Origin of the sequence: Aliidiomarina soli, assembly GCF_003986975.1 — a bacterium.
GTDB lineage: Bacteria > Pseudomonadota > Gammaproteobacteria > Enterobacterales > Alteromonadaceae > Aliidiomarina > Aliidiomarina soli.
Map to the genome: position 1 here is coordinate 106,225 of NZ_PIPO01000007.1, position 18,942 is coordinate 125,166.

An 18,942-nucleotide genomic window follows, 5' to 3' on the forward strand; every position below is an offset into this window, starting at 1 on the left:
TTGATTGCAAGTATTTGCACGGTTTAAGCTGAATTTACTAGTTCCAACGGACAGTTAATGATGACCTCAAAGCCTTCATCCGGAGCGCTGACGCAGTTTATGGTGCCGTTTAAGGTGTGGGTGACTAAATTGTAAACTAGGTGCATACCCAGGCCGCTATTGCCGTGACCACGTTTACTGGTAATAAAGGGGTCGAAAATACGGCGCAAAATATCGGCCGGGACACCACAGCCATTGTCTTTGTAGCGAACTTCCAGATGCCCGTTTTGATTTTGTAAGTAAATATCAACCTGGCCGCTGTCTTTACCCGCAAAGCCATGAATGACCGAGTTTTCCAGCAAACTACTAATAATTTGTTGCCACACACCTACTTTCAGCTTTACCAGCTCAGGGATGTCACTATGAATGGTGACCTCAAGTTTTTTGGCGTCAGCGATATAGGCTCTGGCGCTGGTAACAATGTCTTCCATTAGCTGGCTAAGTTCGACGTCAGTCGCTGTTTCGCCAGCATGCTCAATCGCCAGTTTTTTAAAGTTATTAATCAGTTCAACCGCGCGGTCCAGGTTGCGCTGCAGGAGCTGCATTTGTTCATGAGCTTCGTCGGTACGTATCGGCTGTTCACGCAGGCTGCCTTCTATCATCGATGCGGCAGTTACCGCGAGGCCAAGCGGGGTATTAATTTCATGAGAGATACCGGCCACCAGCTCGGATAGTGACGACATCTTTTGTGCTTCAACCTGACGTCCCTGGTGTTGATGCAACTGCTCAAGGGTCTCGAGCAGTTCCTGATTGGCATTGCGCAGCGCGTTGGTGCGTTCCTGCACCTGCTGCTCAAGTTCGGCGTTAAGTTGCTGCGCCGCCGCTTCTGACTTGTCGTGCTGGCGGATGTACTGCTGGATGCGCTCGAGCACGGTATTGAAATTGTGGGCGATGAGGTCGAATTCTGAAAACTGGCCGTTGGGTGCGCGGATACTGTAATCTCGCGTTCGTGCTACTTCCCGGGTTGCCATGATCAGGCGTCGCAATGGCCGTCCGAAATAGTGACTGACCAGACTGGCGAGCAACAAAGAGAGCAGGGCTGAAAACAGGATTGCGCCAACCGCAGTGACACCGGCTTGCCGTAACACTTGCTGAAGCGGTTGTATGCTGGTCCGAACGAAGACATACCCGCGTGGGTCCTGGTCGCCGTTTGCTGCTGATTGTAAGGCGACCACGGGTACCATGATATCGATGCCGTTGCTGGTCAAATGCGGGCTTTGCAGTGCGCTAATCGAATCCTGGCGCGCCGCTATTGGCTGAATACCCGGGCGGTTGTAGCTGGTGAGGAAGTTCAGTTGGCCCTCGTCGTCGTACAGGTAGACATGAGCGTTGAGAATAAACCGCGTTTCATTCAACAAACTGGAAAACGACTGGGCGAAATCCTCATTATGATGAATCAGCTGCTGGTTTACGCTGATCGCCAGGGCCTTGCTATAGTCCTCAGTTCGTTCCAGCATTGTGCTGCGGGCCTGCAGGTAATTAACCCAGGTATAGCCTGCGAGAGCCAGCCCGGTGCTGAGGCAGGTGACGCACAGCGTGGTAACCAGAAAGCTTTTGCGCAATGAATTCAACATGGCTGGCTAGCCTCAAGAATATGAAAGCGCCCATTGTTGACGATTTCGCGTACGTTGCGGAATTGTTCACGAAGCAGCTCCGGGTAGCCGAGGAAGTTATTTGCCACCAGCATTAAACGACCTTTGCTGGTCAGGTGAGTCGGGACCGAGCGAATGAAGTCACGGGCGATGCTGTAGTCGGTTCGTTGTCCGGTATGAAAGGGCGGGTTGCTGATAATCCAGTCGAACTTGCCGTCGACCTGATCTAATCCGTCACTGGCGATAACCTGACTGTCTGCCGGATTGACCTGACTAAGCGTCTGTTTACATGCTTCAATGGCAAACGCATTTACATCGCTTGCGCTAATATGGGTGACGGCAGGGAAGCGGGTGGCAATGCTGGCAGCAAGGACTCCGCTGCCACAGGCAAAGTCGAGCACCTTGCCCTGCATTTCAGCGGGAAGGTGTTGCAGTAACAGCGCGGTGCCGGCATCCAGCTTTTGTTCGCTGAACACACCGGGCAGGTTCACTACTGTGATCGCTGGTTGGCCTAACGGATAGGTGGAGCGATAATCTGCCAGTTCAAAGTGGCCGGCTTTGGCGCCTTTGAGCTGAGTTCGGTAGAGCAGGCAATGGTTACCACTGGCAACTTTTTGTGCCGGGTGCCAGTCGTCACCGAGTTGCTTGGCGAGTGCTTTAATACCACTTTTATTGCCGCCTACCAGATAGAGCGTATCGCTTGGAACCAGGTTATGGGCCAGGTTTGCGAGCAGCATTCGCGCCAGATTCTTTTCTTTCGGAACATAGAGCACGGTCGCTGACGCCCGTTGTTGAAGCACAGCGCCAAATTGATGGACTGGCAGCGCATAACGATGCCAAAGATTGAAGTAATAAAAATGGGCGAGACATTTGGCCTCGCGTGCCAAGGCATCCGGGGCGTTAACCAGTAAGGTCTCGTTGTCGACCAGCTGGTGACGCAGCAAAAGCTGACTGCTGTTATCCAACATATTGATAACTGAAGCTCCCGTTCTTCAGAATAAGCGATGAAGGACCCCGGTTTTCATCAATCCGTTTGGTTTCATAGTCACTGTGAAAGACCACGCCTGAGTACAGGACGCGGTTTGCATGGACCACGATCATCTGGCGCTCAGGCGCACGTTTCTGCAGCTCCTGAATCTGAATACGCAGCACGGTGGCATTGCGCCGGTGATTTTCCAGCTTTTGATCGAGGGTATGCAGAAACTTTTTCAGTGGTGCCGCTTCGAGCCGATAGCGGGCCCGATCGCGGGCGCGGCTAAAGCGCTTAATCAGGACAAGCTCGGCCTTTAATTCAGACGCCAGACGCGACTTGTCAGCAAGATATTCGGGATCGGCTTTGGGTGACTGCAAAACCACGTGGGTTTTGGTGCCGGCGGGGGCGCCAATCTGCCCCGCGTAAATATGGTTCGCGGCATCCACGGTACCGCCGATTAATTTACCGCGCGCTTCCTTACCTTCGCCGCCAAGGCAAATCGATCCACCAGAGACAACGTGGCAATGGGTCAACTGTTTGTCGACGATGACTCCGGTTTCACCATGCAAGGTTGCGTATTGTGAGTAGGAGACCCAAAGCGACCCTTTGGCAGTGACCTGAGCAGAATGTTCCGGCACATCGCTGACCTCATGCCCCTCATCGTGGACCTCAGATTGTTGTCCAATAACCCCTTTGGTGATGGTTACGTTGCCGCCAGCTTCAATGATGGCCGAGTCAACATAGCCCGATACCGTGACATCACCTCCGGCGACGACTTTCATGCCGGGGCCAACGTTGCCATTAACGATAACGGACCCTTCGTAACTAACGTGACCAGTGGTGGCGTCGACTTTGCGCATGGTCAGCACATCATCCACATGGGCTGCATTGTCAATCAGTCTGGGTAACCCCTGCCGCGCGGCCACCAGTATCATGGGGTCGTCTGGTTTAACTTCGGTGCCGTTTCCGGCGTGCAGGTCGCGGTTCTTGCCGGGGATTGGCGGGGTTGCTACACCTTTTACGGTAAACCCGGGACTGCCAGGGGTGGGGGATATTTTACGCAGCAGCGGAGTGCCTGGTTCAACACTAATAATTTCACCCAGATCGCGCATATCGACCTTGTTGCCATCGACTTCCTGCGGTTGCAGAACACGTTCGCGGGCATCCATGGTGAGCGCCTCAAAACGCGCGTCGTCGCCATCAATAGGAGGGCGGCCGCGTGCTATTAACAAGGTCAGTGAGGTCCCGGGTTCGCCATTCATGCTATGTAAGACGAGCTTTTCCATGGCCTGACGGCGAATACCGGCGGTGATGCCCTCGGCGCGCAAGGTTTTCAGGATCTGATTCATGGTCAGGGCCGCACCGCCCTGAGGCGCAACCACCTCGGCGTGGGCCTGCATCTGATCTTCACTCAGTTGCAAGGTTATCGAGGCGGGCAAACACTGGCCAATACGGATCAGCGAATCGTCATTCTCGGCCAGTTGCTGACAGGCATTAATGAATGCATTGTCGTCGAGAACGCAGTGACGCATATCGGATTGCTGAAACAGGGTATCCAGCGCTTTACTATTCAGGCTGGCACGCTCTGCGGTACTGTCCAGAGACAGGTACAGGTTTTGATCGGTAAGCACGAAATCGATGCCTTTCATGATCCACCCACTGACAAAATTATAATTATTTTTTAAGCGGGCTCTGTGAGCACGCTGCGCGTTGTCACTCTTTGTTGGTATCGTCCTGGTGACTGATCAGCCCTTGCATAACGAGTTGTTTAGCACGCTCAAAATCGAATGCCTGCAGTGCTAACTCGATATCTGCGAGGTCGTCGTCCGGCCAGTGAGCAGCATCGCAAGATGCCCAGGAATTCAACAATGTTACTGCGCTTAAGTTATGCTGTTCAAGCTTTTGTAACAACTCCTTCGTCAATGAAGTTGTTTTTACTGCATTGTTACTGCTATTTAACTGTGCCTGAATCTGCTTCAGGGTATCTTGTGCCAGCTCAAGCAACTGCTGACTTTGACCGGCTGAAGGCAGGGGCGCCGGAGGTGCCAGCGAAGTTGCCAGGTCAGCTAACGAGCGAGCACCACAGGCTGGTGCGGTGCTTTTCCAGTTATGAGCGAGTTCCTGCGCCTGTTCACCAGTCAGGGTCTCGCACCTGAGTAAAGCAGCATGTTGTTGGACGAAGCTTTCTAAAACAGAATGATACAGTGTCTGTTTGTGCTGACAGACCGTCAGCCCATAGTCAACGTCCAGCAACGGGCTGGAGGTCATCTCGCAACCAGCTCCACCCCTTGCTCTGAGCGCAATTGCTCAACCAGTGCACGAGGTACAGTGACTTCCGCCGTGGCTGCGACTATCTGGCTGTCGAATTCAATCAGGCGTGCATTAATAGTGATACCGTCACTGCGATCCACCGCAGTGGCTGCAAGAATATAATCCGCCGACTGCAATTCACGTAATTCAAGATAGTTGCGGCTCAGTGCAAAATCGCCTTGCTGAGTAACCCGGATACCATCAGTCAGTTTAAAATCAATTACATGCATATGGTGGCTATGCAACTCAGCGGCCAGATTCTCCTGCAACTGCAACGCAAGCAGGCTGCCATGGTCAAGGTTGCCTTCGAGCCACGCCGGTGTGGTAACCGCGATGCGCTGTCCGCCACGCACATACTTTCCCGAGTCCATTAACTGAGTACTCAGTTGATGCGCATAGTCGCGAATCGACTCAGGTTGAGGCTGACTCGCTACAGGTTGAGGGAACTGACTACATGCGCCTAGTACCAGGCTGAGTAGTACGGCAACAAGTAGCTGATGGGCTCTGTTAGTAAAGTTGATCATCGGCGAGCTCCTTGATTAAACATCGTGCGGTGTCGCTGAGTGCGCGCCTGCGCTGCTTCGGCTGGGACCGCTTCACGGTATAAACGTCCCTGGCGCAGTTCACTTTGCTGGCCACTGCCATGCAGAGCGCTCCAGGGGAAAAAGTGGGTCGCTGCGCTGTGCACACTGTTATCGGCCAGTGCCACTAAGCGTATATTGACCAGTAAGCCACCACTCACTTCGCTGTAAGTACCCGTAAGGAAGTAATCCAGATGTTGGCGGGTACTCAATTCCTGCAGTTCGCGACTCAGCATTAGTTCCTGATTGTCTTCCAGTCTAAGCTGCTGGCTGGTGCGGTATTCAATGACTTGTGCACCGCGTTGCGTCACGGCTCCAATTAGGCCTTCCTGGATCTGCTGCACCATAACCCGGTCCTGGCCGTCACCTTGCTGGCGAAGGTCCTGAACCGGCACTAAGCTGCCCACCGCTATCCGTCGCGGTGCCACTGAACGGCGCGAGTGGGTGCTGAACAGGGAGGCGGCAAGCTCTTCAGTATGAGTTTGCAGGCTGCGATCATTGTGACTGGCAACCGGCGTAGAGCTGGCGCATGAACTGATCAAAAAGGCAGTCGCAACCACCGCCAGATAGCGAAAGCCAGAACGTGCAAATGACATGGTAATCCTCAATGCATTAACTGCGAATACTCAAGCTATCGGCGCCAACTGCATTCTCTTTAATCGTTTAGTGGTGCGGGTTGATTCGGGTAGGCCTCAACAAAGGTGTCTACCATTGCGGTTGCCAGGGGGGCTTCATTGCTGTCAAAGCAGGCCAGGTGAAACAGAGCTTCCCCTTCGTTGGTCACCGGAATATTGCTGGCACCGATAATAATCCCGCTGACGGCAGCTTTCACTTCGCTGGTGTTGCCACCGTGGGGCGGCGCTATCTGGGCAATGATCTGTCCACGACTGACGGTCTGTCCGAGGTCTGCCAGCTTAATGACCAGCCCATCGCTGTCACTGCGCATCCACAACGAACGCAGTGCCCATACCGGCTTGACCTTTTTGCGGGTGCGCCGACCTTTGAGCATTTTTAGCATCTTCAGAACATTCGTCACGCCATTCACGCCCGCGTCGATGGCGGTATAGTCGAAACGTAAAGCTTCACCGGCTTCATACAGGATCAGCGGGATGTTGAGTTCAGCGGCCAGCGCGCGGAGCGACCCGTCGCGGTCTTTGGCGTTTAAAATCACGGGGCAGTTAAAGGCTTCAGCCATCAAACAGGCCTCAGCGTTGTCCATGTTAACGCGGATTTGCGGCAGGTTGCTGCGGTGAATCGCGCCAGTGTGCAGGTCAATAATATGGCTCGCACGCTGGACGAGCTGGGTATTGAACAAATAGGCCAGCCGGCTCCCCAGGGCACCACGTTCGGACCCGGGGAAACAGCGGTTAAGATCGCGACGGTCCGGCAGGTAGCGGGACTGCTGAATAAAACCGAACATGTTGACGACCGGCACCACCATCAGGGTGCCGTGCAACTTGGTCGGATCGACTTGAGCGGCGACCCGACGGCAGATTTCGATACCGTTCATCTCGTCGCCATGAATAGCGGCACAGACTAATACCACCGGGCCTTTCTTAACCCCATGCATGACTTCAACATGCAGATCTAAGGGGGCGTCGTTATAAAGCCGGGCGGCTGGCAGGTGAATACTGGCGCGGCTGCCTGGCGCAATAAAATGGTCATGCAGTTGAAACGCTTTCATCTAACCGCCTTCTGCTTGCGTGGGTTAATTAGCCTTTTCCCTTGGTGCGGGTGCGATTGGCTTTGTCAGCATTTTTTTCGATAAAGCTAATAATTTGTGACGCCACATCTTTATCGGTCGCTGTTTCGATGCCTTCGAGGCCAGGTGAACTATTTACTTCCATGACTAATGGACCATGGTTGGAACGCAGTAAATCGACACCAGCAACGCTTAGGCCCATGGTTTTCGCTGCTTTCACTGCAGTGGCACGTTCAGATGCAGTGAGCTTAACCAGCGTCGCGCTACCACCGCGGTGCAGGTTGGAACGGAACTCTCCGGGTTTAGCCTGACGTTTCATGGCGGCTATGACACGATCGCCGATCACAAAACAACGTAAATCAGCACCGCCGGCTTCTTTGATATATTCCTGCACCATAAAGTGGGCGTTCAGACCCATAAAGGCTTCAATCACGCTTTCCGCCGCTTTCCGGGTTTCCGCCAGCACCACGCCAATCCCCTGAGTTCCCTCCAGTAGTTTTATCACCAACGGGGTACCACCGACCATGTCGATCAAATCAGGGATGTCGCTTGGCTTACTGGCAAACCCGGTCACTGGCAGGCCGATGCCTTTGCGTGACAACAATTGCAGTGAGCGCAATTTGTCGCGGCTGCGGCTAATCGCGACTGATTCATTGAGCGGGTAAACTCCCATCATTTCAAACTGACGCAACACTGCAGCACCGTAGAAGGTGATTGAGGCGCCAATACGCGGAATGATAGCGTCGAACTCAGGGAGTTCTTTACCACGCATGTGAATGCTGGGTTCTTTAGCATTAATGTTCATATAACAGCGCAGCGGATCCAGGACCACCATTTCGTGGTTGCGGGCTTCGCCGGCTTCAATCAGGCGGCGCGTCGAATAGAGATTCTTATTGCGCGATAAAATTCCAATTCTCATTTCAGTTCCCCGGTTAAATAGGAGGCTTGCGGGTCGACCAGATAACGGCCATTCATAGCCTGGCGACCGAGTAACATTCTAAACTTCATGGTGTCACGATTGGTCAGAGTTAGCTCGACTTTAAAGGCATTCCCACCAATCACCAGTGTAGTCTCGATCACGTAACGTGTCTCACGGTGTCCTCCGGAGTCAGTGACAGCTCGCTGGTCTTTAATCCTCGCTTCGCACATGTGCTCTTCGTTGCTGCCCTGGCGAGGGTGGACCCATATTCGTAACCATTGTTCACCGTTCTTTTCAAATGGTTCGAGCTGGAAAGCATGCAAGCAGGAGGTTTTCGCCCCTGTGTCCACTTTCATTTTGATATTGGTGATACCCAGATCAGGCAAAGCGCCCCATTCGCGCCAGCCTAGCGTTGTAGTTGCTGCCACTGTTTTCTCCTGTGTGATTAGCACTGCTAACGCCATTCCGTGTTAGACCAGTGTTTGGCGTTGAGCCAGCGGTTGTCATTAAGGGTAGGGCATCCGGTAGGAACTGTCTTGCCCCTGAACCACGCTTGGGGTTTGCGTGATGACAACGCCGGCATTTTGCATAGCAGGCAGCATTAAATCAATCAGTTTTGAGCGGGCATCAAAAAAACCCTCAGTTTGGGTCCAGACCGACCACTGTACTTGTAAACCAAGTACGCCTATTCCTAAACGAAACAAATCAGGTTCTGGATCACGAAGGAAGTCTGTGTGGGGCTGGATTAGCCGGGTTAGAACCTCTTCAAGCTGGACACAGTCGGTGCCCAGATCGACCCAGAAATTGAGATCTATACGGCGGATCTGGAACTTGGCGAAATTGATCACGTGACCTTTTATCAGGTCATCATTGGGAACCCGAACGTAGAGGTTGTCGAAGGTACGAATTTTAATCGCCAGCCAGTCAATGCTGACGACTTCACCGCGGGTTGCATTGACGGCTATGACGTCACCAACTTTGAAACTTTTTTCGCCAAGTAAAAACAGGCCACTAATAAAGTTTGAGGTCGATGCTTGCGAAGCGAAACCTATGGCCACCGACAGCACACCGGCTACGGCTAACAGTACACCGCTATGAAAACCGAGTTCACTGAGCGCAATCAGGACGAAAATAAAGACAATGCTGTAAGACATCGCCCGACGAAACAAAATCGCCTTGTGCGGGCTGGTATGGGTATCGACGTACTTGCGCATACCGTGGATCAGAATATTACGCAGCACAATACCGAGCAACAGGTAGCCAAGCGCACGTAACCAGGCACCACCATCAGCACCTTGCAGGGGTTGCAGAACTTGTTGAAGAATATCCACGCTGGTCCTTATCCTATAATTGCTTCCAGTGCCCGTAAAATGGTGCGCGCTTCACTGCGCATGCGAGGTTCGCTGATGAGTTGCAGCTGTTCGTGCCGACAGGGCACGGACTTACCATAATGCAGGCTGAGTTCATCGGTCAGTTTTTCATTGGTAATGGTTAATGGGCAAGTCCAGTAATGCTGGCCATCGACCCGGTAGACAGGGAGAAACTGCGCCGGCAGATTGAGCTTATCGATGCTAAGATGCTCGGGATCGCGGTTATGCACGCGGACCTCAAGAATCGCTCTGTGCGGCGCCGGAGGAAGCTCGTCAATACTTTGCACCAGTCCGGATTCAATTTCATAACATAACTCACCCCGGCGGGTATTACTGCCAAACCAGGTCAGCGGCAATTTCTCGACAAAAAACTCAATCAACGGGCGTTTACTGTTGCCAATATAAAGTTGGTACATCAACGGCAGGCTGACATAAAAGTATGGTTTGCGGCCATTCGGGATCAGGATTGGCTGAGTCGGGCGGGCAACCAGGTTTTTATCAGCCATACAGGGGACAATGCGCAGGGTACTTTCCTGTTCTGCATTGCTCCAGCGTTGCCAGGTGTTGGCCTGGTCTGGCATGGTGACGTTACGTTCAATGCAAAGCGCACGTTGCAACGAGCAGGCGGGCGCGTCACGGTTGACCCGGGCAAGAACCCACTGCTGCGGCTGACGCTGGATAAACAATGTCTCCTCATGGGTCTCAATTGACACTGCTTCGCCTGGTGGTAACTGAAAGGCCTCGACGGCTTGCAACATGATACGCTAACTTAATAGAAATAAATGCGGGTTCCATCATCGCTTTTTTCGTTTTATCCGTAAAGTCGAGAAGTTGTAAACGTTCAGAGGAGGGCGATTTGAATGCCTAAATGTACAGACTGTCATTGCCATACGCCGTTGGATTTCGCCATTCGCATGGCATTTCAGCCGATTGTCGATGTTGAACAGCGCAGCGTATTTGCGCATGAAGCGCTGGTGCGTGGCGAACATGGTGAAGGGGCCGGAGAAGTGATTGGCAGAGTCAATGCCGACAATCTGTACAGTTTCGACCAGGCCTGCCGGGTCAAGTCGATTGAGACAGCCGCCGCCGTTAAACTACCTGCCAGGTTATCGATCAATTTTATGCCGAATGCCATTTATGATCCGGAAACCTGCCTGGCTAAAACGTTGCAAACTGCAAAGCGCGTTAACTTCCCGCATCAAAATATTATTTTCGAGGTGACCGAGCACGAGAAAGTGGAAAATCATGATTTACTGGTCGATGTCTTCCGAACCTATCAGCGGCATGGTTTCATGACCGCCATCGATGATTTTGGTGAAGGCTACGCGGGACTCAATCTGCTTGCTGACTTCCAGCCGGATCTGCTGAAGCTGGATATGAAAATGATCCGGGGTATTGACCAGAACAGGGTTAAACAGGCAATTTTCTCGGGTATTGCAAAAGTAGCTGAAGAACTCGGCATAACGCTTATTGCTGAAGGCGTGGAAACGGCAGAAGAACACGCGTTTTTTAAACACGCGGGGGTGAAACTGCAGCAGGGGTATTACTTCGCCCGGCCAGCCCTTGAACACGCCATTATGCCTGAATGGCGCTAACTGCTTGCGCCTCTTGTCCTCGAATTTAAAGGTACTGGCTACGAGTTTGCTGCAATGCCTTAAGGTGAGCGACAAAGTCAAGTAACGGCCGGTCGAACGCATTTTGCGGAATATAGAGATCGTAGCCAAGCAGTTCGCGCATCAGCTGCATGCGCACGGCAAAGGTGGCCAGGACACCGGAGTACCGTTTACCGGTTTCACTGACAAAGTAATCGGGCACTTCAAAATAATCAGTGTACTGGCGGTGCGGCGGCATTTCACTGCGTATGGCCTGGGTCATCAGCGCTCGCTGCTGATGGAGCAGGTGCACCGCAAGGCGCGGTGACAGCTGCTGCAGAAAGGCATCATAATGGCGTAAACGAATCCCAAGAAAGGCCAGTGACTGCCGTTTGGCACCATACTGCACCGTAGGCACGTTGTAGCGGACAATGTCGTCCCAGGCTAATGTCCAGCGCCCACGAATATGAATGTAGTGTATTTTATCCGGGGTGATCTCAAGGCTGGTATCCGGCTCAACCAGCTTACCGATGCCCAGCGCCATTGTGATTAAGCAAAATGATGCCAGACACAGCCGCACTGGCCAGGGAATGAGTTCGGTTTGGCCGTGCACCAGTGCAATCAGTAGTAGACCTCCGGCCCCTAATAGCAGGTAAAATGAGCCGTTGCGCTTTGTATGCGGACGTATTCTGCGGACCAGTTCAGTCATGGAGTCGGCTCGCCAAGGCTAATAACCCACCAGGCAATCCAGGGCAACAGTACAATGCACCAGATCAGCAACAGGCGGGTTCGTTTACAGTATTCACAGTCGGTTTGCCACCATTGGCGCAACCGGCTTTTGATTTTCTTAGTCATAGTTTCAGCATGCTGAGTTACCAGCTGTTTTGCAAGGCACGCTGCAGAATCCGTGCGGTGAAATCAGTTTTCAGATAGTAGCCGCGGGGCAGTGTTTGAATAGTATCGCCCTCTGGCCCGATGGCTGCGGTTAAGGCTTTACTGTTTGCAGCTTTTGGGCGTAGTTGCAATGCTTGCCCATGACGCGCGGTAATTTGCTGGATCTGGCCCAGAATAATGCGCTCAGTGATTTCTTCCCAATCGGCGCGTAAAAGTGCATCTTCGTCGGCGGCTGGCTGCCAGAGGAAGGGCATACCGATGCAACGGTCGGCGGGTTTTACCTCACGTCGACCATCCAGCGGGACCCAGAGTACTTTTTGCAGCTTATTACGGACATTGGACTGCTGCCAACTGACCCCATTCAGTCCGAGTAGCGGGGCAATGCATACATAAGTGGTTTCCAGTGGCGTACCACTGCTATTAACCGGAATGGTTTTCAGCTCAATACCCAGTTCAGGGAAGTCTTGCTCCGGTCGTGAGCCCGCTGAGGCGCCAAGGTAAAGTTCAATCAACTGACCGCTCCAGCCTTTTGCTCTACTTAGAGTATCCGGTGTGACCCAGCCTGCCTGTTCAGCCAGCCAGCCCAGCGGCATACCTGCCAGAGCGCGGGCACGGGTTAGCAGCTGCTGTTCGTCGGCAGGCGGGTGAGAGGGAACTTGTGGCAACTGCAAATAGTCGGACATCGGGGTCGTTATCGGTTGTGAAATAAGGTCTGTTGGTATGTTACCAGTTACAGGTAATGTTTGCCCATTGTTGGCCTTTATGGAAGAATCAAAGTCAGAGATGAATAGTATGGAGATGCTCGCGTGATTGATGCCGAAGGTTATCGTTCGAATGTCGGCATAGTGATATGTAACGAGCACGGGCAAGTCTTCTGGGCCAGACGTTATGGGCAAAATAGCTGGCAGTTTCCACAGGGCGGTATTGACGAAGGCGAGACGCCGGAACAGGCGATGTTTCGTGAGTTATACGAAGAAGTGGGCTTACGTCCCGAGCAAGTGGAACTTATTTATACCAGCCGTAACTGGTTTCGCTACAAGTTACCGAAACGTTTGGTGCGCAAAGGCGCCAAACCCGTGTGTATTGGACAGAAACAGAAATGGTTTTTGTTACGTTTGACCTGCCCGGAATCAGATGTCGATGTGTTGCAGTCCGGCCATCCGGAGTTTGATGGCTGGCGCTGGGTGTCATACTGGTATCCGGTGCGTCAGGTGGTGTCCTTTAAAAGGGACGTATACCGCCGTGTAATGAAAGAATTTGCGGCTATCGCCATGCCATTTCAACATAAACGTTCTAAACGTAAGCGCAGGCGATAACCTATGGTGATGCTGGCAAAATTACATCGAATTGTTGAGGCGGTAAATCAGGCGCCGGAGTTTGATACTGCCCTGCGTACCATGGTGACCCGGGTTAAAGCTGCTCTGCAAACGGATGTATGCAGCATCTATATTGCTGATTACCAATCTGAGGAATTTGTCCTCGCTGCCTCAGATGGCCTGCGCATGAATCAGGGTGAGCGGATCACACTGAAATTCGGTGAAGGCCTTATCAGCCTCGCGGCACAACGTGAAGAGCCGCTTAACTTCGCCAATGCGGCACAGCACCCAAGCTTTAAATTGGTTGATGAAGTCGAAGAAGAAGGCTTCAGGGCCATGCTGGTCGCGCCTATTATTCACCAGCGTCGGGTGATGGGTGTGCTGGCGGTGCAGCAAGCGGCGGCCCGGGCATTTTCTGCAGATGAAGAATCCTTCGTGGTGACTTTGGCCGCGCAATTAGCCTCGGTCATAGCTCACGCTGAGGCCAAGGGCTTGCTCGCCAGTCATACTGCGCCGTGGTTACGTAGTTTGCATGCAGTACCGGGTTCACCGGGGGTTGCTATTGGGCGTGCATTCATTGGCAAGCCCGCTGCCCGCCTCAGCGCAGTGGTGCCAAGAAAAACCGAGAAAACCTGGCGCCATATTCGTTTATTTCGCAAAGCGGTGATGCAAACCCGCCGTGAGTTGCAGGATCTGGCCAAGCAGGTCGCAAGCTATGTCGCGGAAGACACCCTGGCTATTTTTGATGTCTATCAGGGCATGCTTGATGCGGCCTCATTAGGCAACGCGGTTGAAAGCAAAATCCGCGAAGGCTGGATGGCACAAACCGCGGTCAAGCTGACCGTGGAAGACTATGTAGCTCAGTTTGAAGATCTCGAGGACCCCTATCTGCAAGAGCGGGCGGTCGATGTGCGTGACCTCGGCCAGCGTATTCTGTCGCATCTGCAGCAACGCAGCAGTCGTGATCAGGTGGTCCCGGACCACTGCATCCTGGTGGCTGAAGAAGTCACTGCCAGTATGCTGGCTGAAATCCCGCGAGAGAAGTTGCAGGGCATTGTGTCATTACGAGGCAGTGCCAACTCGCATGCAGCGATCATGGCCCGCAGTATGGGCGTGCCGGCGGTGCTGGGTATTGAAGATGTGCCGTTGCAATACCTTGAAGACCAGTTTCTGATAGTTGATGGGTATTCGGGGGAGCTTTTTGTAAACCCCTTTGAGCAGGTCCTGGACGAGTATAAACAGCTGCAGCTGGAAGAAGAGGAACTGGCTGAAATTGTTGCGCGGGATCGTGATTTGCCTGCGCAAACTCAGGATGGGGTGGCGGTAACCCTGCAAATTAACGCTGGTCTGAATATCGAGCATGGGGTTGAACACAACGGCCATTATGACGGTATTGGCCTCTATCGCACCGAAATTCCATTCATGATGAAAGACCGCTTTCCTACGGAAGCGGAGCAGACCGATCTGTATCATCAGGTGTTACAGAGTTTTGGTGATCTGCCAGTGGTCATGCGCACGCTTGATGTGGGTGGCGATAAACCGCTGCCGTATTTTCCATTGCACGAAGACAATCCCTTTCTGGGCTGGCGTGGTATTCGGCTGACCCTGGATCACCCTGAGATTTTCCTGGTGCAGGCTCGCGCTATGCTGGCGGCCAATGTTGGGCGCAGTAATCTGAAAATTCTACTGCCGATGATTTCGTCGCTGGAAGAAGTCGAAGAAGCGGCACGCTTACTCAATCAGGCGTATTTTGAAGTGCGCAATGAGCTGGTGCAAAAACAGCCGGGGGCGACCCTGGCGCGACCTGAGCTCGGTGTGATGATCGAAGTGCCGGGTATTTTATATCAGCTGGAAATGATCGCGCCGCGAGTTGATTTCTTTTCGGTCGGTACTAATGACCTGACCCAGTATTTACTTGCAGTGGATCGCAACAACCCGCGCGTAGCGAGCCTGTATGAACCCTATCACCCAGCCGTATTGCGGGCACTGATGCATATTATCGAAGAATGCCATCGTCTGGACAGACCGGTCAGTGTGTGTGGCGAATTTGCCGGTGATCCGGGCGGCGCAATGTTACTTATCGCGATGGGGTACCGCAACCTGAGCATGAATAGTCACAACCTGGATAAAGTGAAGTGGATTATCCGTAATGTGCACACCAGCACCTTGCAGGTGTTGCTGACTCAGGCGTTGAAAGCACGGCATCCTTCGCAGGTGCGCAGAATTGTGAATAATAAGCTGGAAAGCCTCGGCCTGGGCGGCTTTATCCGGGCGGGCAAGTAAATGCTGCTGAGCTTTTTCCTGCTGGCGTTGGGTGGAGTACTGGCTGGCCTGTTGTCGGGCATGCTCGGCATTGGCGGCGGTATTGTGGTCGTCCCGCTGTTAATCTATCTGTTGCCACTGATGGGAATTGAAGCGGCGCTGGTGGTACCGATGGCGGTTGGGACCAGCCTTGCCACTATTGTCGTGACCACCTTGTCAGGCGCCTATGCGCATCACCGCCATCGTATGATCCTGTGGCCTTGGGTGGGGCTGATTGCCCCTTGCATGGTCGCCGGCGGCATAGTGGGGGCCATGCTCGGAGTTAAGATTGAGCCTCAATTATTGCAGCGGATTTTTGCCACCGTTCTGTTACTGCTGGCAGCGCGGATGATCTGGAAGATGCAGCCGCGCGCCGAAGACAAACGAATCCGGCGCACCCCGGTGCGGCTCTGGTCCGTCGGTATTGGTGTTATTTCGTCGCTGGTGGGGATCGGTGGTGGAGCCCTGGTGGTGCCGCTGTTGCATTTTTACCAGATTACCATGCGCCATGCAGTGGCAGTGGCTGCTGTGTGTAGCGTTCTGCTGGCCTTTGTTGGTACCATCACCTACGCGTTACTGGGTCAGCAGCTGAGTGCAGGGGTGGTTAAGGGCGCGGTCGGCTTTATTTACGTGCCCGCGTGGTTAGGGATTGCCGTGATGTCGGTGTCGATGGCGCCTGTCGGCGCGCGACTGGCGCGGATATTACCGGTACGCTGGTTACAGCGTGCCTTCGCCTTGCTGCTGATTGTGGTATCAGTGCATCTTTTCGTCACTGTCTGACGACCATTAACAAGGATTGCAGAAGCAATGACTCGAGATTATTACGTTCATCCGGAGTTTGACCCGATTTTCTTTAGCGTAGGTCCATTGGATGTGCGCTGGTATGGCTTGATGTATCTGGTTGGGCTGGCATTTGCCTGGTGGTGGGGCAATCGACAGGCCGATCGCTCTTTGCAGGGGCAGGCCATCGGCGGTGAAGTATGGACCCGTGAGCAATGGAGCGATTTGTTGTTCTGGGGCTTTCTGGCGCTGATTATTGGTGGCCGCATTGGTTATGTGCTGTTTTATCAGTTCAGTGCTTTCCTTGCCAACCCATTGTACCTTTTTGATATTACCTCGGGCGGCATGTCGTTCCACGGTGGCTTGCTTGGCGCGATTGTTGCGATCCTGCTTTATGCCAAAGTTAAAGGTCGCTCGATTATGGCGGTGGGTGACTTTGTTGCCCCTCTGGTGCCGATTGGTTTAGGTGCAGGGCGGGTAGGCAATTATATTAATGGCGAGCTATGGGGACGTTCCACAGACGTGCCATGGGCAGTGATTTTCCCGGCGGCAGGGCCTGACCCGCGGCACGCATCACAGCTCTATCAGGCGCTGTTTGAAGGCCTGCTGTTGTTTGCTTTATTGTTTTGGTTTAGCCGCCGAGCGCGTCCGACCGGCGCCGTTGCGGGGTTATTTTTGATTGGCTACGGCTGCGCACGTTTGTTCACCGAGTATTTCCGTGAACCCGATGCTCACCTCGGTTTGCTGGCGGCGTCACTGTCGATGGGGCAGTGGTTATCGATCCCCATGGTGCTAGTGGGAATTCTGTTCCTGCTGCTGGCTTATCGCGGCGTGTTTAAGCCACGTTACACCCAGCAAGTGGCAAACAAAGAGAGCAAAACGAAGGGTAAAAAGCGTGGAGGCAAGTCATGAAACAATACCTGCAACTGATGCAGCATGTGCTTGATAATGGGGTCGACAAAAGTGATCGCACAGGTACTGGCACACGCAGTGTGTTTGGCCACCAGATGCGTTTTAATCTGGCTGAGGGCTTCCCGCTGGTAACCACAAAAAAGTGCCATTTACGCTCGATACTTCATGAATTACTCTGGTTTCTCAGTGGTGAGACCAATATCAGCTACCTGCAGCAAAATGGGGTCAGTATCTGGGACGAATGGGCCACCGATGAGGGTGATTTGGGGCCCGTGTATGGGGCGCAATGGCGTAGCTGGCCGACCCCGGACGGCGGTCATATTGACCAGATTCAGGCGCTAGTGGACCAAATAAAGACCAACCCGGACTCGCGTCGGCTGCTGGTCAGTGCATGGAACCCTGCGGTGTTACCGCAAGCAGGGTTAAGCCCCAAGGAAAACGCGGCCAAGGGTCTGCAGGCACTTCCACCGTGCCATACCATGTTTCAATTTTACGTTGCTGATGGCAAGTTGTCCTGTCAGCTCTACCAGCGCAGTGCCGATGTTTTCCTTGGGGTTCCATTTAACATTGCCAGCTATGCGCTGTTGACCATGATGCTGGCGCAGGTCTGTGAGTTAGAGCCCGGCGACTTTGTGCATACCTTTGGTGACGCGCATTTGTATAGTAACCATTTCGACCAGGCGCGCGAGCAGTTGAGCAGAACGCCGTATCAGTTGCCGACCATGCGCATGAACCCAGAGGTGAAAGACCTGTTTGCGTTCACCTTTGATGACTTCGAACTGGTCGACTATAAGGCGCACCCGCACATCAAGGCACCGATCGCTATCTGAGGCCAACCCGGCAACCGACAATCAATCAACGAAGGCAGTATGGATGATTTTGCACGTCGCTTTGGCGGCATTGAGCGCTTATACGGGAGCGCAAATAGCGCAGTGATCCGCAGCTTGCACCTGGCAGTGGTCGGGGTTGGCGGTGTTGGGTCGTGGGCTGCTGAGGCACTAGTCCGCAGTGGCATCGGTGAACTCACTCTGGTCGATATGGACGATGTTTGCTTAAGTAATATGAATCGGCAGTCACATGCGCTAACCGATACCATCGGCCGGCCGAAGATCGAAGTGCTGGGCGAACGGTTGTTGCAGATAAATCCCGATTTAACGCTGCATCTGGTCGACGATTTCGTTACGCCGTCTAACCTGGCTGAGGTCTTTGCTAATCGGCCGCATGGGGTACTCGATGCCATCGACAGCATTGCTGCAAAGACAGCGTTATTGGCCTGGTGCAAGCGGCAGAAAATACCGGTTGTGACCACAGGTGGAGCAGGCGGACAAATTGATCCGAGCCAGATTGCCGTTGCCGATGTGGCGCGGGTCAGTCAGGACCCGTTAATGGCCAAGGTTCGCTCGCAACTGCGTCGGGACTACAACTTTACCACCAACCCCAAACGTAAATTTGGCATCCATTGCGTGTATTCCACTGAGCAATTGCGTTACCCGGCCGGCGATGGCGAGGTTTCCTACGCCAAACCTGGTACGCAAAGTGGTCGTATGGACTGTAGTAGTGGTTTTGGCGCCAGTATGATGGTGACTGCAAGCTTTGGCTTGCAGGCCGCAGCGGTACTGCTGAACCGTCTGTTACCGCAAGCTAAGCCTGGGGCCTAGTGG

General features: G+C 53.3%; 21 protein-coding genes. 7 read left to right on the top strand and 14 right to left on the bottom strand.

Annotated elements, in window-relative coordinates:
• Window positions 1-23 precede the first annotated feature (23 nt).
• The 11 genes from CWE14_RS14340 to CWE14_RS14390 all read right to left on the bottom strand — a co-directional run bounded on the left by CWE14_RS14340 (window position 24) and on the right by CWE14_RS14390 (window position 10,244).
• Window positions 24-1,613, bottom strand: a complete 1,590-nt coding sequence (locus CWE14_RS14340; protein ID WP_126800009.1) for a sensor histidine kinase — start codon at window positions 1,611-1,613, stop codon at window positions 24-26.
• On the bottom strand, window positions 1,607-2,599 hold the full coding sequence (locus CWE14_RS14345) for a methyltransferase (RefSeq protein ID WP_126800010.1): 993 nt from the start codon (window positions 2,597-2,599) through the stop codon (window positions 1,607-1,609). The genes CWE14_RS14340 and CWE14_RS14345 overlap by 7 nt, the downstream gene beginning before the upstream one ends.
• Window positions 2,589-4,253, bottom strand: coding sequence for a DUF342 domain-containing protein (locus tag CWE14_RS14350; protein ID WP_126800011.1), 1,665 nt, complete (start codon window positions 4,251-4,253; stop codon window positions 2,589-2,591). Before CWE14_RS14350 ends, CWE14_RS14345 begins: the two co-directional genes overlap by 11 nt.
• Window positions 4,254-4,317: 64 nt before the next feature.
• Entirely contained in the window at window positions 4,318-4,872 is a 555-nt protein-coding gene (locus CWE14_RS14355) for a hypothetical protein (protein ID WP_126800012.1), read from the bottom strand.
• Entirely contained in the window at window positions 4,869-5,438 is a 570-nt protein-coding gene (locus CWE14_RS14360; protein ID WP_126800013.1) for a FlgO family outer membrane protein, read from the bottom strand. Before CWE14_RS14360 ends, CWE14_RS14355 begins: the two co-directional genes overlap by 4 nt.
• Window positions 5,435-6,091: a FlgO family outer membrane protein gene (locus CWE14_RS14365; RefSeq protein ID WP_126800014.1), complete on the bottom strand. Its 657-nt coding sequence runs from the start codon at window positions 6,089-6,091 to the stop codon at window positions 5,435-5,437. Before CWE14_RS14365 ends, CWE14_RS14360 begins: the two co-directional genes overlap by 4 nt.
• 59 nt (window positions 6,092-6,150) lie before the next feature.
• The gene (locus CWE14_RS14370; RefSeq protein WP_126789083.1) at window positions 6,151-7,179 is read right to left on the bottom strand and encodes a succinylglutamate desuccinylase/aspartoacylase family protein; all 1,029 of its coding nucleotides are present in this window, start codon (window positions 7,177-7,179) and stop codon (window positions 6,151-6,153) included.
• 28 nt (window positions 7,180-7,207) lie between these two features.
• Complete coding sequence (gene rimK / locus CWE14_RS14375) at window positions 7,208-8,116, bottom strand: 30S ribosomal protein S6--L-glutamate ligase (RefSeq protein ID WP_126800015.1); 909 nt, start codon at window positions 8,114-8,116, stop codon at window positions 7,208-7,210.
• On the bottom strand, window positions 8,113-8,544 hold the full coding sequence (locus tag CWE14_RS14380; protein WP_241972426.1) for an ATP-dependent zinc protease family protein: 432 nt from the start codon (window positions 8,542-8,544) through the stop codon (window positions 8,113-8,115). The genes rimK and CWE14_RS14380 overlap by 4 nt, the downstream gene beginning before the upstream one ends.
• 78 nt (window positions 8,545-8,622) lie before the next feature.
• The gene (locus tag CWE14_RS14385; protein ID WP_126800016.1) at window positions 8,623-9,447 is read right to left on the bottom strand and encodes a mechanosensitive ion channel family protein; all 825 of its coding nucleotides are present in this window, start codon (window positions 9,445-9,447) and stop codon (window positions 8,623-8,625) included.
• Between the two features lie 8 nt (window positions 9,448-9,455).
• Window positions 9,456-10,244, bottom strand: coding sequence for a hypothetical protein (locus tag CWE14_RS14390; protein ID WP_126800017.1), 789 nt, complete (start codon window positions 10,242-10,244; stop codon window positions 9,456-9,458).
• Window positions 10,245-10,346: 102 nt separating this feature from the next.
• On the opposite strand from CWE14_RS14390, the gene CWE14_RS14395 reads away from it, so the two are divergent.
• Complete coding sequence (locus CWE14_RS14395; protein WP_126800018.1) at window positions 10,347-11,081, top strand: EAL domain-containing protein; 735 nt, start codon at window positions 10,347-10,349, stop codon at window positions 11,079-11,081.
• 25 nt (window positions 11,082-11,106) lie between these two features.
• Here the strand turns inward: CWE14_RS14395 and CWE14_RS14400 are convergent, their stop codons facing one another.
• Genes CWE14_RS14400 through mutH form a run of 3 tightly spaced genes read right to left on the bottom strand, consistent with a single transcriptional unit; the run spans window position 11,107 to window position 12,655 of the window.
• Window positions 11,107-11,787 carry a DUF2982 domain-containing protein gene (locus CWE14_RS14400; RefSeq protein ID WP_126800019.1) on the bottom strand — a complete coding sequence of 227 codons (681 nt, stop codon included), beginning with the start codon at window positions 11,785-11,787 and terminating at the stop codon, window positions 11,107-11,109.
• Window positions 11,784-11,933: a hypothetical protein gene (locus tag CWE14_RS14735; RefSeq protein WP_157981836.1), complete on the bottom strand. Its 150-nt coding sequence runs from the start codon at window positions 11,931-11,933 to the stop codon at window positions 11,784-11,786. Before CWE14_RS14735 ends, CWE14_RS14400 begins: the two co-directional genes overlap by 4 nt.
• Before the next feature lie 17 nt (window positions 11,934-11,950).
• Window positions 11,951-12,655, bottom strand: a complete 705-nt coding sequence (mutH, locus tag CWE14_RS14405; RefSeq protein WP_126800020.1) for a DNA mismatch repair endonuclease MutH — start codon at window positions 12,653-12,655, stop codon at window positions 11,951-11,953.
• Window positions 12,656-12,778: 123 nt separating this feature from the next.
• On the opposite strand from mutH, the gene rppH reads away from it, so the two are divergent.
• The 6 genes from rppH to tcdA are packed head-to-tail and all read left to right on the top strand — an operon-like array spanning window position 12,779 to window position 18,939.
• Window positions 12,779-13,288, top strand: coding sequence for an RNA pyrophosphohydrolase (gene rppH, locus CWE14_RS14410; RefSeq protein WP_126789091.1), 510 nt, complete (start codon window positions 12,779-12,781; stop codon window positions 13,286-13,288).
• Between the two features lie 9 nt (window positions 13,289-13,297).
• The gene (ptsP, locus tag CWE14_RS14415; protein WP_126800059.1) at window positions 13,298-15,571 is read left to right on the top strand and encodes a phosphoenolpyruvate--protein phosphotransferase; all 2,274 of its coding nucleotides are present in this window, start codon (window positions 13,298-13,300) and stop codon (window positions 15,569-15,571) included.
• Window positions 15,572-16,369 (top strand): sulfite exporter TauE/SafE family protein, encoded by a 798-nt coding sequence (locus tag CWE14_RS14420; RefSeq protein ID WP_126800021.1) that lies wholly within the window; start codon window positions 15,572-15,574, stop codon window positions 16,367-16,369.
• A 27-nt stretch (window positions 16,370-16,396) separates the two neighbouring features.
• A complete protein-coding gene (lgt, locus tag CWE14_RS14425) occupies window positions 16,397-17,281 on the top strand; it encodes a prolipoprotein diacylglyceryl transferase (RefSeq protein ID WP_126800022.1) in 885 nt (294 codons plus the stop codon).
• The gene (locus tag CWE14_RS14430) at window positions 17,278-18,111 is read left to right on the top strand and encodes a thymidylate synthase (RefSeq protein WP_126800023.1); all 834 of its coding nucleotides are present in this window, start codon (window positions 17,278-17,280) and stop codon (window positions 18,109-18,111) included. The genes lgt and CWE14_RS14430 overlap by 4 nt, the downstream gene beginning before the upstream one ends.
• A gap of 39 nt (window positions 18,112-18,150) precedes the next feature.
• Window positions 18,151-18,939, top strand: coding sequence for a tRNA cyclic N6-threonylcarbamoyladenosine(37) synthase TcdA (gene tcdA / locus CWE14_RS14435; RefSeq protein WP_126800024.1), 789 nt, complete (start codon window positions 18,151-18,153; stop codon window positions 18,937-18,939).
• Window positions 18,940-18,942: the final 3 nt, after the last annotated feature.

What these genes read in the sequence shown, in the direction of transcription:
- CWE14_RS14395 (WP_126800018.1), top strand. Translation starts at nt 10,347, where the DNA reads ATGCCTAAATGTACAGACTGTCATTGCCATACGCCGTTGGATTTCGCC.
- CWE14_RS14365 (WP_126800014.1), bottom strand. Translation starts at nt 6,091, where the DNA reads ATGTCATTTGCACGTTCTGGCTTTCGCTATCTGGCGGTGGTTGCGACT.
- mutH (WP_126800020.1), bottom strand. Translation starts at nt 12,655, where the DNA reads ATGTCCGACTATTTGCAGTTGCCACAAGTTCCCTCTCACCCGCCTGCC.
- CWE14_RS14355 (WP_126800012.1), bottom strand. Translation starts at nt 4,872, where the DNA reads ATGACCTCCAGCCCGTTGCTGGACGTTGACTATGGGCTGACGGTCTGT.
- CWE14_RS14430 (WP_126800023.1), top strand. Translation starts at nt 17,278, where the DNA reads ATGAAACAATACCTGCAACTGATGCAGCATGTGCTTGATAATGGGGTC.
- CWE14_RS14370 (WP_126789083.1), bottom strand. Translation starts at nt 7,179, where the DNA reads ATGAAAGCGTTTCAACTGCATGACCATTTTATTGCGCCAGGCAGCCGC.
- CWE14_RS14360 (WP_126800013.1), bottom strand. Translation starts at nt 5,438, where the DNA reads ATGATCAACTTTACTAACAGAGCCCATCAGCTACTTGTTGCCGTACTA.
- ptsP (WP_126800059.1), top strand. Translation starts at nt 13,298, where the DNA reads ATGCTGGCAAAATTACATCGAATTGTTGAGGCGGTAAATCAGGCGCCG.
- CWE14_RS14340 (WP_126800009.1), bottom strand. Translation starts at nt 1,613, where the DNA reads ATGTTGAATTCATTGCGCAAAAGCTTTCTGGTTACCACGCTGTGCGTC.
- lgt (WP_126800022.1), top strand. Translation starts at nt 16,397, where the DNA reads ATGACTCGAGATTATTACGTTCATCCGGAGTTTGACCCGATTTTCTTT.
- CWE14_RS14420 (WP_126800021.1), top strand. Translation starts at nt 15,572, where the DNA reads ATGCTGCTGAGCTTTTTCCTGCTGGCGTTGGGTGGAGTACTGGCTGGC.
- CWE14_RS14390 (WP_126800017.1), bottom strand. Translation starts at nt 10,244, where the DNA reads ATGTTGCAAGCCGTCGAGGCCTTTCAGTTACCACCAGGCGAAGCAGTG.
- rimK (WP_126800015.1), bottom strand. Translation starts at nt 8,116, where the DNA reads ATGAGAATTGGAATTTTATCGCGCAATAAGAATCTCTATTCGACGCGC.
- tcdA (WP_126800024.1), top strand. Translation starts at nt 18,151, where the DNA reads ATGGATGATTTTGCACGTCGCTTTGGCGGCATTGAGCGCTTATACGGG.
- CWE14_RS14400 (WP_126800019.1), bottom strand. Translation starts at nt 11,787, where the DNA reads ATGACTGAACTGGTCCGCAGAATACGTCCGCATACAAAGCGCAACGGC.
- CWE14_RS14735 (WP_157981836.1), bottom strand. Translation starts at nt 11,933, where the DNA reads ATGACTAAGAAAATCAAAAGCCGGTTGCGCCAATGGTGGCAAACCGAC.
- CWE14_RS14350 (WP_126800011.1), bottom strand. Translation starts at nt 4,253, where the DNA reads ATGAAAGGCATCGATTTCGTGCTTACCGATCAAAACCTGTACCTGTCT.
- CWE14_RS14345 (WP_126800010.1), bottom strand. Translation starts at nt 2,599, where the DNA reads ATGTTGGATAACAGCAGTCAGCTTTTGCTGCGTCACCAGCTGGTCGAC.